General features: G+C 32.6%; 13 protein-coding genes. 6 read left to right on the plus strand and 7 right to left on the minus strand.

Annotation, left to right across the window (positions count from 1 at the left end):
- Window positions 1-6 precede the first annotated feature (6 nt).
- From pbpC to ACFQ1O_RS14360, 6 genes are all read right to left on the minus strand, one after another.
- Window positions 7-2,355, minus strand: coding sequence for a penicillin-binding protein 1C (gene pbpC, locus ACFQ1O_RS14335; RefSeq protein ID WP_377717242.1), 2,349 nt, complete (start codon window positions 2,353-2,355; stop codon window positions 7-9).
- A gap of 124 nt (window positions 2,356-2,479) precedes the next feature.
- Window positions 2,480-2,845: an endonuclease domain-containing protein gene (locus tag ACFQ1O_RS14340; RefSeq protein ID WP_377717245.1), complete on the minus strand. Its 366-nt coding sequence runs from the start codon at window positions 2,843-2,845 to the stop codon at window positions 2,480-2,482.
- Between the two features lie 172 nt (window positions 2,846-3,017).
- Window positions 3,018-3,335: an antibiotic biosynthesis monooxygenase family protein gene (locus ACFQ1O_RS14345; protein WP_377717249.1), complete on the minus strand. Its 318-nt coding sequence runs from the start codon at window positions 3,333-3,335 to the stop codon at window positions 3,018-3,020.
- 69 nt (window positions 3,336-3,404) lie between these two features.
- On the minus strand, window positions 3,405-8,936 hold the full coding sequence (locus tag ACFQ1O_RS14350) for an MG2 domain-containing protein (RefSeq protein WP_377717255.1): 5,532 nt from the start codon (window positions 8,934-8,936) through the stop codon (window positions 3,405-3,407).
- A 286-nt stretch (window positions 8,937-9,222) separates the two neighbouring features.
- Window positions 9,223-9,435, minus strand: a complete 213-nt coding sequence (locus ACFQ1O_RS14355) for a hypothetical protein (protein WP_377717261.1) — start codon at window positions 9,433-9,435, stop codon at window positions 9,223-9,225.
- Window positions 9,428-10,474, minus strand: a complete 1,047-nt coding sequence (locus ACFQ1O_RS14360; protein WP_377717263.1) for an isoaspartyl peptidase/L-asparaginase family protein — start codon at window positions 10,472-10,474, stop codon at window positions 9,428-9,430. Before ACFQ1O_RS14360 ends, ACFQ1O_RS14355 begins: the two co-directional genes overlap by 8 nt.
- A 190-nt stretch (window positions 10,475-10,664) precedes the next feature.
- Between ACFQ1O_RS14360 and amaB the strand changes: the two genes are divergently transcribed.
- Complete coding sequence (gene amaB / locus ACFQ1O_RS14365) at window positions 10,665-12,218, plus strand: L-piperidine-6-carboxylate dehydrogenase (protein ID WP_377717266.1); 1,554 nt, start codon at window positions 10,665-10,667, stop codon at window positions 12,216-12,218.
- 92 nt (window positions 12,219-12,310) lie between these two features.
- Window positions 12,311-12,721, plus strand: coding sequence for a lipocalin family protein (locus ACFQ1O_RS14370; protein WP_377717270.1), 411 nt, complete (start codon window positions 12,311-12,313; stop codon window positions 12,719-12,721).
- Window positions 12,722-12,814: 93 nt separating this feature from the next.
- On the opposite strand, the gene ACFQ1O_RS14375 is transcribed toward ACFQ1O_RS14370, so the two are convergent.
- Window positions 12,815-13,432 carry an N-acyl amino acid synthase FeeM domain-containing protein gene (locus tag ACFQ1O_RS14375; protein ID WP_377717273.1) on the minus strand — a complete coding sequence of 206 codons (618 nt, stop codon included), beginning with the start codon at window positions 13,430-13,432 and terminating at the stop codon, window positions 12,815-12,817.
- Between the two features lie 123 nt (window positions 13,433-13,555).
- Between ACFQ1O_RS14375 and ACFQ1O_RS14380 the strand changes: the two genes are divergently transcribed.
- The 4 genes from ACFQ1O_RS14380 to ACFQ1O_RS14395 all read left to right on the plus strand — a co-directional run bounded on the left by ACFQ1O_RS14380 (window position 13,556) and on the right by ACFQ1O_RS14395 (window position 15,894).
- On the plus strand, window positions 13,556-14,395 hold the full coding sequence (locus ACFQ1O_RS14380; protein WP_377717275.1) for an AraC family transcriptional regulator: 840 nt from the start codon (window positions 13,556-13,558) through the stop codon (window positions 14,393-14,395).
- A 91-nt stretch (window positions 14,396-14,486) separates the two neighbouring features.
- A complete protein-coding gene (gene trxA, locus ACFQ1O_RS14385; RefSeq protein WP_377717281.1) occupies window positions 14,487-14,807 on the plus strand; it encodes a thioredoxin in 321 nt (106 codons plus the stop codon).
- Between the two features lie 127 nt (window positions 14,808-14,934).
- Complete coding sequence (locus ACFQ1O_RS14390; protein WP_377717286.1) at window positions 14,935-15,492, plus strand: carboxymuconolactone decarboxylase family protein; 558 nt, start codon at window positions 14,935-14,937, stop codon at window positions 15,490-15,492.
- A 33-nt stretch (window positions 15,493-15,525) separates the two neighbouring features.
- Window positions 15,526-15,894, plus strand: coding sequence for a cupredoxin domain-containing protein (locus ACFQ1O_RS14395; protein WP_377717291.1), 369 nt, complete (start codon window positions 15,526-15,528; stop codon window positions 15,892-15,894).
- The last annotated feature ends 50 nt before the right edge of the window (window positions 15,895-15,944 follow it).

Below are 15,944 nucleotides of genomic sequence, written 5' to 3' on the forward strand. Positions count from 1 at the left end.
ACAAAGTTACAATTCTATCGTTACATTTCTCTTCACTTCATTCCCATAATCATCTACAACAGTTACTACATGCTCTCCCTTAGAAGGTATAATTCCTATTTCGTGAAAAGTTTGAGTAGTTTGTATAAAAGCATCATCTAAGTACCAATATACTTTAGTATCTGGCTTAGAGTGGGCTATTTTAAACACTACCTCATTTACTTTTCCTTCTTCATTTTTAGGTAGAACTATTTTACTGTTAGGCTTTGGAAAAATAAAATCCATAGTTATTGCTTGTTCACCCTTACAATCAAATCGCAATCTTGGTAGTGATTTATAATTAGAATTATATCTCTTATAATACCATTCCATTATTGGTGGTAAACTAAACCATGAAGTTGCTATCATTCTATCTAAACTTTCGCAAGAAGCATTTACCCTAAACTGTCCCTCTAAATCGGTGTGGATTAATTGGTGATACGGACAACTTTTAGATCGTTTACCTACTGTAGGAATCCATTCTTTACTCACTTCGCACAAACTACTCGCTAAATAACCACTTTTACTACACACTTCTGCTTCGGACAATTCATCGTAAGGCTTTTCAAACCAGTTAGATGTTGGCAATACATTAAATACATCAAATAAAACTGGTGCCGCACTAGAAACTCCTGTAAGTTCTGGTCTTCCTTCTCCATCTGCATTTCCTACCCAAACACCTACTACATAATTGGGGGTTACTCCAACCGCCCAAGCATCTCTATTTCCGAAACTCGTACCTGTTTTCCAAGCAATTTCTTTAGCAGAATCATAAAACTTCCAAGATTCATCTCCTTCTGGTCTATTTACTTCTTTCATGGCTTCGAAAGCTAAATAGATACTACCAGCATCAAAACTGTTCTTTTCTGTAGATAACCTCCCTAACTCTAACTTATAATCATCTTCATAAGACCAAGGAGTTAAATAAGCTTCATGATATTCACTAGAAGTATTGGTGTAGTTATTAACCTCTGAAGCTAAAGCCCCGTAAGTTGAACATAAATCCCACAAACTACTTTCTGCTCCTCCTAAAATAAGTGATAAACCATAGTGATCTACTCCTTTATTAATATGCTTAAAATTAAACTGTGTTAGCTCATCATGAAAACGAGATAAACCGTATTGCTGTAACATTCTTACTGCCGGAATATTTAACGATCTAGCCAAGGCTTTTTTAGCTGGAACCGCACCTGCGTATTGAAGATTAAAGTTTTTAGGCACATAATCGGCTATAGTAGTTGGGATGTCTGCCACTAATCTATTCGGTAATAATTCTCCTTTATCTAACATTGCCATATATAGTAACGGTTTTAATGTACTACCGGTACTTCTTGGAGCATTGATAATATTTACATCTTTTTGATGTGTTTTAGTAGTTTGTGTATTGCCTATATAACTCAACACTTTTCTATTATTTACATCTAAAACCAACACCGCCATATTATGAACTTCGTTTTGTTTCTGAATTTCATAATGTTGATTTACAATTCTATTTACACTCTTTTGTAATTGATACTCTATGGATGTTTTTATACGTTGCCCCTTTTTATTTTTAGCAATTTCTTGTAGTAAATGGGGAGCAATTTGTGGCAATCGGTAAGGTTTCTGAGGAAGTTGTTCTTGAACAGCTAATTGATATGTTAGTTCATCTATAACTTGTTCTTCAAAAAGTTTATTTAATAACCTATTTCTCTTTACACGCAATTTTTTTTGGTTTTTTCCTGGGTAAATTAAACTAGGAGCATTGGGTAATACTGCAAGAGTTGCCGATTCTGCCCATGACAATTGATGTGGCTGTACTCCAAAATAGCGCCAAGCAGCTACGTCTAAGCCCACAACATTCCCTCCAAAAGGAGCGTTAGAGGCATAATAATTTAATATTTCTTCTTTAGAATTTCTGAACTCTAATCGAGTGGCTAATACTAACTCTTTTACTTTTTCTAAATAGGTTCTTCCTTTACCATTTCTAGACAAACGAATTACCTGTTGTGTAATAGTACTACCTCCTCTTACCACTTTCCCTTCGTTTATGTTAGCCTTTAAAGCTTTAAAAATTGAAATAGGATTAAAACCAAAATGCTGGTAAAAATGAGCATCCTCAAACTGAATAATACAATGTTTGAATTTTTCTGGAACCGAATCATTTGCTGGAAATCGCCACTGACCATCATCAGCAATTAAAGCTCCTAGTAATTCTCCTTCTGTACTTTCTATAACTGTAGAAGTAGGAGTATTGAATAGCTTTTTAGGCAAACAAAAAACATAAAAAACCAACCCTATAAATAATAAGACTGATTTAATTTTATACTTTTTTATGTAATTGATTATTTGTTTCATTTTTGTTTATTCATCCCTTCCGCTTGTTAGGCTACTTCTATTGTTTTGTATTAACCATTCATATTCTCCCTCCTTATAAAAGGAGGGGTGTCCGATAGGACGGGGTGGTTGTAACTAAAATCATTTATTGATTCTTAATATCTAAAATCGCATTAACAATCATTTCTGGGTTTTTAAATACCACTTTATTTTCAAACCTAATTACGATAAAACCTAAATCTTCCAAACGCTCTGTTCTTGTATTATCATAATTCTCTTGACCAAAATTAGCGTGCACCTCTCCATCCAATTCAATGATTAACTTTAATTCTGGACAATAAAAATCAACAATATAATTTTCTATACTGTGTTGTCTTCTAAATTTTAACCCCTCAACCTTTTTCCCTTTTAAAGAATTCCATAAAGTAGCCTCTGCCGATGTAACATTATTTCTAAGAAATTTCCTAAAATCAACTAAGTACTTTCTGTTATGGATTCTTTTCTTTTTCATAATTATTCAACCCTTTCGCTCTTCGAGCACCTTCCCTTAATAAGGGAAGGAAAAACATTCTACATATATTTATATCTTTAGTAATTATTATAACTTCTAATGTCTATACTAGCTACCCAGTTTTACTCTCCTTAACCAATGAGGGTGTCGGTAAAATAGGGTGGTTAGAATATCATCCTTTAAAAAACTCATATTCTCGTTCTACTTTACAAACTCTCACCTTAAACCAACTATACCAATCTTGTTTTCCCTTTTCTTGCGCGTATAAATGTGCCGTATTTGCTTTCCAGTTTTTAATCGCTTCTAAGCTTTCCCAGTAAGAAACGGTAATATTAGGTTCTCCTTGAGCAGATTCTATTCCTAAAAAACCTTCTTGCTGTTTTGCTAACTCTTCCATTTTTTGAGCCATATGAGCATAACCATCATCTCCTTCGGTACGCTTGGAAGTGAAAATTACTGAGTAATAAGGTTTGTTCATTTTATTATCCATTATCTTATTAAAAAACACTTTCCCTTCCTAAAAGAGAAAGGGAAAGCAATAATCATATCTTAAATTTAATTACTTAACTACCTCAACCCATTGTCCTTTGGTACGAACGAAATAGTCGTCATCGTACATGGCTTCACATTGAACGCCTGGTAGGTAGTAATTACCTAAATAAGATGAATTCAATAACACTCTAAAGGTTTTGGTTTCATATTTACCCAAATCAAAATAGAAGTTAGCTCTATCATCTCTTATATCGGTATGATCGACTTTATTTTCGGCAAATGAACCAAAGTCTGTAAAACGTGTATTTACTATTTCCCAACCAGATGGAAAGATATTAGACAATGCCATATCTTTAACCACCTCATTAGTTCCGTTAGAAATAGTTACCTCAGCTACAAAATCAGTTCCTTGAGGTAGCTTGGCTACATTAAGTATTGAGCCATTTTTGTTTTTAAATGCTACAGTTGCTGTAAGATTACGCTTTTCTACCTTTTCTTTTCCTACAGGTAATATTCCTTGATTTACTACTCTAACATAAATAGTATTGTTTTTATTATTCTTTAACTCAACCGAATTAGTTCCTTCATTTATCACTAGATCTCGAGTAGCTAATGTTTTAGAAGATTTAATACTGGTATTGTTTTTACCATTAGTGGCAAACTGTAAATCAATTCCTTTCCCTCCTATAAAACGAGCATATTTTGCCATAGCTAATAAACTATACGCTGTAGTTTGGGTACTCATATAGCTACGATCTGACAATACCTTTGCAATTCCTTTGCTTATACTCTTAGATTTATCATGATTCTTTAATAAAACAAACGTTTCTAAAGCCATGGCTTTGTTACGGTTTGTAGAACCATATGTATAGTAATTATACTTTTCTGATTTAAAATCTAATGGCGTTTTATTTATAATACTTTCTGCAGCTTCTTTTTGACCTACTAGAGCATAAGCTGCAGCCAAACGTAATTTAGATTCATTGCTAATTCCTCTTGTTTCACGCAAACGATTCATAGAAGATAAGTCTGGACTCCCTGCTAAGGCCAATGTGTATAAACGATAAGCTTGTGCCAATCCATCTCTATAATACCTTCTGTCATTAAACCTCCAGTTTTTTGCTGCTTGTTTTTGATAATTAACCCACTTGTTTTTAAACCCAATAGGCATTACAAAACCTTTCTGCTCTGCTTCTATTAAGAAATGACCTGCGTAACTAGTAGACCAGTCATTTGCTGTATTACTACCTCTCCAGTATCCAAAACCACCATTTGGTTTTTGATAATGAGCTAATCTGTCTATTCCTATTTGTATATTTTTCTGAATCTTTTTCTTCTTGTTTTCACTCAAGTCAAAAACATCATTTAAAAACAACTGAGGGAACACACTAGAAGTAGTTTGCTCTACACAACCATGTGGGTATCTAATTAAATAATTTAATCGAGAATTAAAGTCCATTGCCGGCAATGTAGATAACTCTACTGCTGCTTTATTAGAACCTGTTACTCCAAAAGTTTCAAAAGTAACAGTCTTGCTGCTATTAGGTTCTAATAAGACATCTACTACTTCTATTGTTTCTGTATTTGGATTTACTACATCTATTTCTACGTCGTAAGATGCTTTCTCTCCATTGCCTGAAGCAATAACCTCTAGAGTTCCTATTCCATTTTTTAGAACCTCAACATCAAAATACACCATTTTCTCATCAGGCTGAGAAAAACTTACATTTTGAACAGCGTTACCAATAACTTTAAATAATCCGTTATTTTTAAGACGTACCGATACATTCTTTACTTTTTTCTCCATAGCAAACACCGTAATAGGTAAACGTGCTTTTTCTCCTGGAGTTACTTTTCTAGGAACTGAAGCTAATACCATTAATGGCTTTCTTACTGGAGTTGTTTTCTCTGTATTACCATAAGCCTCTTTATCTGGATTATGTGCTACTACCATAGTTCTTACCGAACCAATGTATTTAGGTAGTTTTATTTTATGCGATTTTGTTTGTCCTTTACCTAACTCAAAAGGTCCTAGATAAATTACTACTGGCTTAAAACGATTTGCCTTTTTATTCTTACTCCCGGCCATCATTCCATCACCACCAATACTAAACACCTGATTAATTCTTCCTCCATAAGCACCTACTATATCATCATATACATCCCATGTTTTTACTCCTAATGCCTCTTTTGCATAAAAAGCTTTCCAAGGGTCCGGGGTTTTAAATCGAGTTAAATCTAATAAACCTTCATCTACAACAGCTATAGAATAGGTCATTGGTTTACCATTCTTCTCTTTAACCTTTACGGTAGTTTCTTGCTCAGGCTGTAAAACAGATGGCATAGTAATTTCTGGATACAATCTTGTAGCTGGATTTTCTACATTAATTCCTGTAATTCCGTATCTCCTTATTGGTAAATCATTTAAGGTAGAAGCATGTTCTTGAATAGCAGCTATATTAATATAAACATTAGGCGCCATTTCTGGAGTAATGTCTATATCGAACCTAGTATTTCCCTTTTCTGTGTTTACCCAAAAAGACTGTAATACTTCTGTTCCGTTTTCTATGGTTACTAAAGCATTACCGTTTTCTGAAGATGGGAATGTTACAGTAGCTTTCTCTCCTACATTATAAGTATCTTTATCTGACTTAAACACTAACATTGTGGCTTCGTCTGGATTTCCTTTTCTTGCTTTTCCTGCCCAACCTGGCCAATCTATAAAGACCATTTTACTGGTAGCATGACCGCTTTGTTTATTTACTATTCTTACTAAGTATCTTCCCCAAGAAGGATATTTTAATTCGAAATTAAAAGAACCTTTTCCGTTCGATTTTGTAGAAATAGTTTTAGAAAAAACCGTTTCTCTATAGCTACTACCGTCGTATTGAGATAAATTAGCATTAGAAGCATTCCACCACCAACGGTTGTTTACTTTATATATTTTCACTTCTAAATCTCGAACTGCAACCGGTTTCCCTTCTTCGTTTACTGTTGCTACATCAAACCTATGCTTTGTATCTGTAAGCAACATATTTCTAGCTCTATCTCCTTTAGGTGTGCTTAAGCCTACGTAAGAATTATAAGGAGAATAATCTTTACTAAACACATCTGTACTAAAATCACCTCCATTTTCATATACTTTAGTCATAAAAACAGCTCTAAGCATTCCTGGTGATTTTTTATCTAACTGAGGTTCAAAATCAAAACTAGCTTTTCCTTCTTCATTTACCTTTCCTCTAAACACTGTAAAGTCTTCTGAGCTAAACCTTCTTGCTAGGTCATCAAATGTATAATCAGAAAAGTTTTTAAAACTGGTTGTCTTCTGATTGAATTTTACTGTAACATCTGTTTTTAAGTTTTTTGCAATAGCTCCATGAAGCCAAGTAACCGCTATATCTCCTTTAACAGGATTTGCAGATGTTATCATCTCCGTATCAAAACCAGCTTTAATCTTTAATCGATTAGGCTTAATGGTTTCTATTTTTATGCGCTTAGTAAACTGTGCTCCTCCAACACTTACTTTTGCCAACCAATTACCCGTTGTAGCATCTGCATCTGTTGAAATTGTAAATCGATAAAAGTTATTTAATCCTTCGGTAGCAATTTCACGATGTGTCACGCTCCCTTGAGGATCTAACAATTCAAACTTAACTGGATGTCCCTTAGGCAACTTATTAGCCTTATCATTTAACATAAACGATAAAAACAACGTATCACCTGGTCTCCAAACCCCTCTTTCTCCGTAAATAAATCCTTTTAAACCTTTCTTAAGTCGCACTCCGGAAACATCATATTTACTTACCGATAAGGCATTACCATCGGCTAACTTTACATATGTATATTGGTTGTTCTTTTTAGCTACAGCGAAAAAAGCTGGCTTTTCAGAATCGTAAATTGCCATTCCCTCTTCGTCTGTTGTGCTTTCTCCTATTAGCTGCTGCTGATAATTATAAAAAGATACTTTTGCCCCAGCAACCGGATTAGTAGTTATAATATCGCTAACTGCTACAAAATATGAGTTATTCATTCCTTTCTTAACAGTAACACCTAAATTAGACGCTAATACATTAGCGCTTACTTTTTTATTTCTATAATAAGAATGATCGCAAGGGTTGTCTCTTTCTCTCCAACTATATCCATAATTATCATAATAATCGTCGTAATAATATCCTCCGTAATCCCAGTTACTATCTTCTACATCTTCTTCGTCAAAATTAATTTCTTCTTCCTCCTCATCAGTATTACTCTCACTATCACATTTATACAGAGAATAGGCTTTTCTAAAACTTAATTGAACTCTATAAATAGCCCCTGGATCTGCCTTGATTATTTTTTGCAAATCAACTGCAAAAGCATTCCACTGACTTAAATTACCTGATTTTCTCTTTTCTAAATTAATTGTCTTCTTTGCAATTGGTCTTGCTACTTGCTTTAAGCTATTATTACCAGATAAGTTATTGTTTTGTAAAAACTGTAATACATTACTCTCATAGACTTTAAAAACCATTACATCTACAGCCTTTAAATTCACACTTTCAAAATTGAACTTTAAGTCTTTCGATGTTGGCAAAATCGTACCGCTATGTAACAATTTCACTTCTGGTTTTTGCTGCTCAAAAGCAACTTTTTGCTGAAAAGAGTTCTTTAACTTATACCCTTCTAAACTTGCTATACCTTGAAAAACCTCAACGTCTAAATTTCCTTTCAACGTCTTATTAGCGTAAATTTTTAACACATTTCCATCTACACTATACTTTAAATTCTTTGTTCCTTGAACAGTTACTAAACCATTAAAATCTTGATTCTTCTTTAATGGATCAGAAAAGTTTAATGCTAAGTATTGTTTATCTCCATTAACAACATCTACACTAACTACCTGGAAATTATTTTTTCCTATAATGGTGTAATCAAAACTTTCTTTCTGATCAACATTAATAGCACTACCATCGTAACTGATTTTAATTTCTGAATCGTCATCAAATCTTTGAATGCTATCAATTGTATAGGTGAAATATTTTCCTTCTTTATACTCTTCATCAAATTTAACAGCTAAACTATTCCCTTTCTGAGTAACTTTTAATAGTTTTTTAGCTTCTTCTAAACTAAGAACATCACTAGTTTTAATATTACCCACCAAATATTGCCAATCTTTGCTATACGATTGTAAGTTATTTGTAGTTACAATAAAGTCTTGTTTGATGGTTTTTACCTTAAACACAAAATTGTTTAGAGTCTCGTCTTCAACTTTTTGAAACTGGTTTAATTTTATAGTGAACACATACTCGGTATCTTCTTTAAAACCATCTTCTGGCTGAAAAGAAATTGTTCTATTGTTTAGTGCTACCCATTTACCCTTTACTGCTGGCGACACGCTAAACATGCTATGATCTAACTCTAAATTATTAGTCCATTCTTCTACGGGTTTGACTAACACCATCCTGACTTCGGATTTCCTAGATATAATTCCAGAACTTACATCTGAAACATATTCTTTAAAATTGTATTTGTTAGACGATTCTACATTTTGTGGTTGCTTTTTGCACCCAGCTAGCATTACTAATGCTAGCACTACCCAGAAGATTTTGTTTTTGATCATTTTTGCATTTACCTGTATTTAATTAATAATTGAGTTTTTTATTTTATATCAATTAGATAGCTGTATCTATCAGAATTCCTACTAGACAATAACTCGATTTCTATCTTATTCGCTTTATTCAAAGGATATGATTCTTTATTCGACCAAAAATAAAGCAGTTGATTTTCTCTATCAATCAAACCTACCCATAAAGTTTCCATCATTTGTTTTTCACAAAACATAATATCTTCTAAATAAATTGATTTTTTATACTTCCTAATAAAAGTATTTGACCCTATTGAAATCATTAAGTCATATCTATTAATGATTCATGAGTAATATTAAATGTTATTGGTTTTTTTATCTCATTAGAAAAACACCTAATACTATCTGATTGCTTTAGATAAAAATCATCACCAGCATAAGCTCTAATATCTGATGAAAAATGCTGACACTTTTCTCTACACGAAGCAAAAACAAAAAATGTTAATATTAAAATTACTTTACACTTATTACTCATCCTTATAAATCCCAGTATACACTTTTCCTTCATCATCTATAGAAGCTCGATACATTCCTTTGGTATTAAACTCCATTTGTATATTTCCTAGGCTATCTATCGCAATAATACCTCCTTCACCTTTCATATCAACCAATTTCTTTTGCACCACTTCTTTTGCAGCTTGATCTAGACTAACACTTTTATATTCCATTTTAGCCGAAATATCATGTGCCACTGCAGCTCTTATAAAATACTCCCCATGACCTGTAGATGAAACCCCACAAGTTTTGTTATTGGCATAAGTTCCAGCTCCAATAATAGGAGCATCTCCTATGCGGTTCCATTTTTTATTGGTCATTCCCCCTGTAGAAGTTCCTGCTGCTATATTACCGCTTTTATCTAAGGCTACACAGCCAACCGTTCCAAATTTTTCGTCTGGATGTTTCTTCGTCAAAAAAGCAACTTTTTGTAACTCTCTTTCTTTAATCTTTTTAACCCTTTCTAAATTCTTCTCGGTTGCAAAGTACTTAGGATCTACAATTCGCAATCCTTTTTCCTGAGCAAACTGGTTAGCACCTTCTCCAGACAACATAACATGAGGCGAATTTTCCATTACCATTCTTGCTGCACTTATTGGGTTTCTCACTTTTGTTACTCCAGCTACTGCCCCAGCATCTAAATTACTTCCATCCATAATAGAAGCATCTAACTCATTAGTCTCCTCATTTGTAAACACAGCTCCTTTACCCGCATTAAAAAGCGGTGAATCTTCTAACACTTTTATAGTCTGTTCTACTGCATCTAAACTCTTTCCTCCGTTTTTCAGAATTCCATGCCCAACTTGCAAGGCTTCTTCCATTTTTTTTCTGACCAAAGAATCTAATTCAGGAGAAATACTAGCCCTTGTTTGGTAACCAGCTCCTCCATGAATCACCAAGGCAAACTCATTTACTTGCTTGTTTTCTTGTTTTTCTTTTTCTATAATTTGCTTTTCTTGCTTACAAGAAAACAATAGCAGCATGCATAAAAAAGCTGCTAAACACTTGGATGTATTCATGTTTTTATTAAAAAAATTTCGTGATATAATCAGGAATTTTCGCTCGAAATTAGAGCTTCTTAAATATAGAAAATATATTATTAAAAATCTTTACTTATTCAGATAAAAAAACTAGAATATTTTAGTCTCAAAAATTAATCGTATTTTTGCATACAATTTTTTAACAAAACACTTCAAAAAAGTTATAAATATGTCAGTAGTAGCTACAGATTTTGGAATGGATAAAGCATTAGCTCAATTAGGGTTAAGCGCCATTAACGATGGAACTTCAACAGGTTCTAACAACTTCGCAAACGGAGAAATCATCGAATCTTACTCACCAGTAGACGGTCAGTTAATCGGTAAAGTAAGAACAACTACCAAAGAAGATTATGAGAAAGTTATGGAGGCTGCTACTTCAGCTTTTAAAACTTTTAGAGAGATTCCTGCTCCACAAAGAGGAGAAATCGTTCGTCAGTTTGGAAATAAATTAAGAGATTTAAAAGAACCATTAGGAAAGTTAGTTTCTTACGAAATGGGTAAATCTTACCAAGAAGGTTTAGGAGAAGTTCAGGAAATGATCGATATCTGTGATTTTGCTGTTGGATTATCTCGTCAGTTAAACGGACAAGTAATTCCTTCTGAAAGACCAGGACACGTAATGAGAGAACAATGGCACCCAATTGGTGTTGTTGGAATTATTTCTGCATTTAACTTCCCAGTTGCAGTTTGGGCTTGGAATACAGCTTTAGCTTGGATTTGTGGAGATGTTTGTGTTTGGAAAGGTTCAGAAAAAACTCCTTTGTGCTCAGTAGCTTGTCAAAACATTATTGCTGACATCTTAAAAGAAAACAATTTACCAGAAGGTATTTCTTGTATCGTAAACGGTGATTATAAAGTTGGTGAATACATTACTACAGATACTCGTATTCCTTTAGTTTCTGCTACAGGTTCTACAAGAATGGGACGTATTGTTGGAGCTACTGTTGCTGAACGTTTTGGTAAATCTTTATTAGAATTAGGTGGTAACAACGCAATTATCATTACTCCAACAGCCGATTTAAAAATGGTTGTTCCAGGAGCTGTATTTGGTGCTGTAGGTACTGCAGGACAACGTTGTACTTCTACTCGTAGATTAATTATTCACGAAACTGTTTACGATAAAGTAAGAGATGCTATTGTTGGTGCTTACGACCAGATTAAAATAGGAAACCCATTAGATGAGGCTAACCATGTTGGACCATTAATTGATACTGATGCTGTTAATACCTATTTAGCTGCTATTGAAAAAGCTAAAGCTGAAGGTGGTAAAGTATTAGTTGAAGGTGGTGTATTACAAGGTGAAGGTTACGAAAGTGGATGCTACGTAAAGCCAGCTATTATTGAAGCTGAAAACCACTTCGAGATTGTACAACACGAAACATTTGCTCCAATTTTATACTTAATGAAGTATTCTGGAAATGTAGAGAACGCTATCGAATTACAAAATGGTGTTGCACAAGGATTATCTTCTTCTATCATGACTAGTGAAATGAAAGAAGCAGAGAAATTCTTATCGTTTGCAGGATCTGATTGTGGTATTGCTAACGTAAACATTGGTACTTCTGGTGCTGAGATAGGTGGTGCTTTTGGTGGTGAGAAAGAAACTGGTGGTGGACGTGAGTCTGGTTCTGATGCTTGGAAAGTATATATGAGAAGACAAACTAACACTGTAAACTACTCAGATCAATTACCTTTAGCTCAAGGAATTAAATTTGACTTATAGTTCATCGATAATCGATATTAATCATAGAAAAAGCCTCACAAAATTGTGAGGCTTTTTTTGTTTATATTTATCTCTTAAAATTTACACTCATTATGAAAAAAACAATTACAATAATCTTAGTTTTACTGGTAAGCAGTATATCATTTGCTCAAAATGAAAAAATGATTGAAGGAAAATGGAAGTTTAAGAATCTTTATGAAGAAGAAAAGTTAGAAGAAAAAGATATTCAAACTGCCAAAATGTTTTTTAAAGACATGTCAATATCATTTTCAGAAGGAAATTACGATGGTCAATTTATGGGTGTTAAAGATACTGGAACCTATAAAGTTAAAGGTCAAAAGAAAATCATCATGACTTCAAATAAAGAAGGAAGAGAAAATGCTATGCTAATCATTAAAGTTTCTAAAAATGAATTAATAATTGGCATGGGTAAAGGCGGTAAAGATGGTAAGTTTGTAATGCAAAGAATTGAACCAGCTGATGAAGCTCTAAAACAAAATTAATTACTAAATATAAAAGGCTTCACAAGTAGTGAAGCCTTTTATATTTAGATTATTTTTTACTCATTCTTGAACTTAAATACTCATTTTATAAATTTAGGCGTAGGCCATTTTTAAAGTTTTACGCTTCTGTTCTCTTCTACTCAAAGCATCATATACTTCTTCTACATCTGCTGCCATTAAAACCATATGTATCTTATAATCTACATTTGGATCTGCGCTACGTCTTTTTTCAGCTATAGTGGTTGCCCCTATTAATTTTTGATAAACTCTTTCATTCTTTTTTTCGAAAACAAACAAACATTTTTCCATATTCATCTTTAAACCAATTAAAAGAGAATGCTTTATTAAGTTCATTATTATCTTTATACTTCCTCTATGATCCTTATCTGTAGCTATTCTCCATGATGAACCAATACGTTTATTAATTCTTCTAAATTGATTCGTTTCTTTTCTGAAATATAAATCTGTATGCAATCCATTTCTACTATCTAATGTTACAGAATTTGTTCCTATAATTTTACCCTCGCATTCAGCTATAATAATTACTGTTTCTCTAATTCTATTTAAATGTGGGTATAAATCTAATTCTCTTTCTTCTTTTGGCAATATCAATCCTCCATCAACAAAAGTATCATACGTTAATGAGTGAATCTCTGGCAACCTACTTAAATCTGTTAATTCTTTATAAATTATTTTGCTCTCTAATTTCATGTGTAAGTTTTTACTTTCATTTTTTTGCAAACATAAACATATACAAAAACAAGAACTAATATCTGTAATAATTATATTGTTAATTTTAGAATAAATTTTTCGACTAAGACTTAAAGTTATCTAATGGCAGTAAATGAACTAAAAAAGCTCGCTTACAAAGACATTTTCTCTATCAGTGAAATAGATTTTAATAACTCTTGTTTAATTAACAAAACAGAGCAAATAAACACTTATACCATTTTCTGGATTAAGAATGGAAAAGGCACTTATAACGTTGATTTTAAAAACTACTCATTCGAAGGTAATACTATATTATTCTTAACGCCTGGAGAAATATTTTCTATCGGTTCTGAAGATATTCAACAAGCATTCAAACTAACTTTTATTAAAGACTTTTATTGCATAGAAACTCATGATAAAGCAATAGCTTGTAATGGGATTTTATTTAACAATATATATGAAACCCCTTTTATTAAACCTTGCAAAAAAGATAGTGCAAAACTTTCATTCATCATAGATAGTATTATTGATGAATTATCTCAAGAGTCTACTGCCCAATATGATATGTTACAATCCTATTTAAAACAATTCATTATTCATGCTGTTAGGATTAAAAAAGAGCATCATATAATAAAAGACGATTCCGGATCAAGACTTTTTAAGGATTTTAGCCTATTAGTAGAACAAAACTTTAAACAACTTCATTCTATTACAGATTATGCTAACAGATTAGGTGTTAGTCCTAAATCTCTTTCTAAGCACTTTCAAAAATTAGGAACAACAACACCTAGTGCTTTCTTAAAAAATAGAATTATATTAGAAGCTAAAAGAGAACTTTTTTACACCAACAAAACGGTAAAAGAAATAGCTTTTTATTTAGGTTTTAACGATCCAGCCTATTTTACTAGATTCTTTACAAAAGCTACAAAAAAATCACCTCTTCAGTTTAAAAAAGAACTGTAATTCCTTTCTGTCCAATCATCAGGAACTTTTGTCCATTTCTTGACTTTGATATCTGCCGCATCTTTGTACTATCATTAAAACAAAGAAAAAAATGGATATACAAATAAATCAAGATCAGTTTATAAAAACAGTAGAAGATAACAACATAGTAGTTATCGATTTTTTTGCTGATTGGTGCGGCCCTTGCCAAACTTTATTACCTACAATACACAAATTAGCTGAAGAGTTAAAAGACGAAGTAACCATTAAAAAAGTAAATGTAGATACCAATAGAGAACTTTCGGTTGCATTTAATGTTAGAAGCATTCCTACACTAGTTTATTTTAAAAATGGAAAAGAAGTAGCTAGACATAACGGCCTTTTATCAGAAGGAATGTTACGAGGTCATATCAACCAATTAAAAACCGCATAAACATGAAAACCAAAGAGAATTATCAATGCCCCAATTGCTGGGGATATCAGGAATATGACGAAAAACATCCTGGAAAGAAAATCTGTGAATGCAAGAATGAATCTAATAATCAATAAAAACAAATATTATGAATACAAGAATTAAAACTTTAAACCCTGACACTACAACTGGAGAAGCAAAAGAATTATTTAACGCCGTTGAAAAAAAGTTAGGGTTCATACCAAATCTTATTAAAGTATTTGGAAACTCTCCGGCAACTTTAAAAGCTTATTTAAGTTTAGGAGAATTAACTGCTAGTGGTAATTTCTCTAACAAATTTAGAGAACAATTAGCCTTAGCTATTGCAGAAGAAAATGAATGTAACTATTGTTTATCTGCTCATACCGCTATTGGTAAAATGAATGGGTTAACAGAAGATCAAATAGAAAACAATCGTCAAGCCTTTTCTGATGATGCAAAAACTCAGGCAGGATTGTTATTTGCTCAACAAGTAACTAAAAACAAAGCAATTGTTAACAATGAAGACATTGAAGCAATAAAAAACGCTGGTTATACAGATGAAGACATCTTAGAAATTGTACTAAATGTTGTAGCTAACACTTTAACTAATTACACCAACCATTTAGCCAAAACAGAAATTGATTTTCCTAAAGTAGAAGCTGGAAAGTTTAACGTAACACATTAATAAAAACCATTTTAAAATTTAAAAACAGAAAACATGAAAAAATTAATAGCAGTTGTTATCGTATTAATTGGTTTTACATTTCAGGCCAACGCACAAGAAGTAAAAACGGTAAGTTTAGAACAGACTAAAGGAGAGTTTACTCAAAAAGCTTTAACACTCTCGGAAGGAACATACGTTTTTGAAGTTTCAAATAATAATGCCGCTCCAGAAGTAGGTTTAGTTTTAATTGAAGCCGGAAAGGATGGAACAGATGCAAAAAACCATATTAAAAATGCATATGTATCTCAAATGGTAAAACACGGTAAAAAAGAGACTTCTAAAGAAGTAATGCTTAAAAAAGGCACCTATAAATATTTTTGCCCTTTTAATAAAACACCTCAATATACTTTGATTGTTATGTAATGCTAGATAAGTTAACAACAAAAAGGTTTCTCTAAGGGGAAGCCTTTTTT

It is taken from the genome of Pseudofulvibacter geojedonensis, assembly GCF_042675745.1.
GTDB classification, from domain to species: Bacteria; Bacteroidota; Bacteroidia; order Flavobacteriales; family Flavobacteriaceae; genus Pseudofulvibacter; species Pseudofulvibacter geojedonensis.

Coding starts and splice junctions, on each gene's coding strand:
- pbpC (WP_377717242.1), bottom strand. CDS start 2,355: ATGAAACAAATAATCAATTACATAAAAAAGTATAAAATTAAATCAGTC.
- ACFQ1O_RS14340 (WP_377717245.1), bottom strand. CDS start 2,845: ATGAAAAAGAAAAGAATCCATAACAGAAAGTACTTAGTTGATTTTAGG.
- ACFQ1O_RS14345 (WP_377717249.1), bottom strand. CDS start 3,335: ATGGATAATAAAATGAACAAACCTTATTACTCAGTAATTTTCACTTCC.
- ACFQ1O_RS14350 (WP_377717255.1), bottom strand. CDS start 8,936: ATGATCAAAAACAAAATCTTCTGGGTAGTGCTAGCATTAGTAATGCTA.
- ACFQ1O_RS14355 (WP_377717261.1), bottom strand. CDS start 9,435: ATGAGTAATAAGTGTAAAGTAATTTTAATATTAACATTTTTTGTTTTT.
- ACFQ1O_RS14360 (WP_377717263.1), bottom strand. CDS start 10,474: ATGAATACATCCAAGTGTTTAGCAGCTTTTTTATGCATGCTGCTATTG.
- amaB (WP_377717266.1), top strand. CDS start 10,665: ATGTCAGTAGTAGCTACAGATTTTGGAATGGATAAAGCATTAGCTCAA.
- ACFQ1O_RS14370 (WP_377717270.1), top strand. CDS start 12,311: ATGAAAAAAACAATTACAATAATCTTAGTTTTACTGGTAAGCAGTATA.
- ACFQ1O_RS14375 (WP_377717273.1), bottom strand. CDS start 13,432: ATGAAATTAGAGAGCAAAATAATTTATAAAGAATTAACAGATTTAAGT.
- ACFQ1O_RS14380 (WP_377717275.1), top strand. CDS start 13,556: ATGGCAGTAAATGAACTAAAAAAGCTCGCTTACAAAGACATTTTCTCT.
- trxA (WP_377717281.1), top strand. CDS start 14,487: ATGGATATACAAATAAATCAAGATCAGTTTATAAAAACAGTAGAAGAT.
- ACFQ1O_RS14390 (WP_377717286.1), top strand. CDS start 14,935: ATGAATACAAGAATTAAAACTTTAAACCCTGACACTACAACTGGAGAA.
- ACFQ1O_RS14395 (WP_377717291.1), top strand. CDS start 15,526: ATGAAAAAATTAATAGCAGTTGTTATCGTATTAATTGGTTTTACATTT.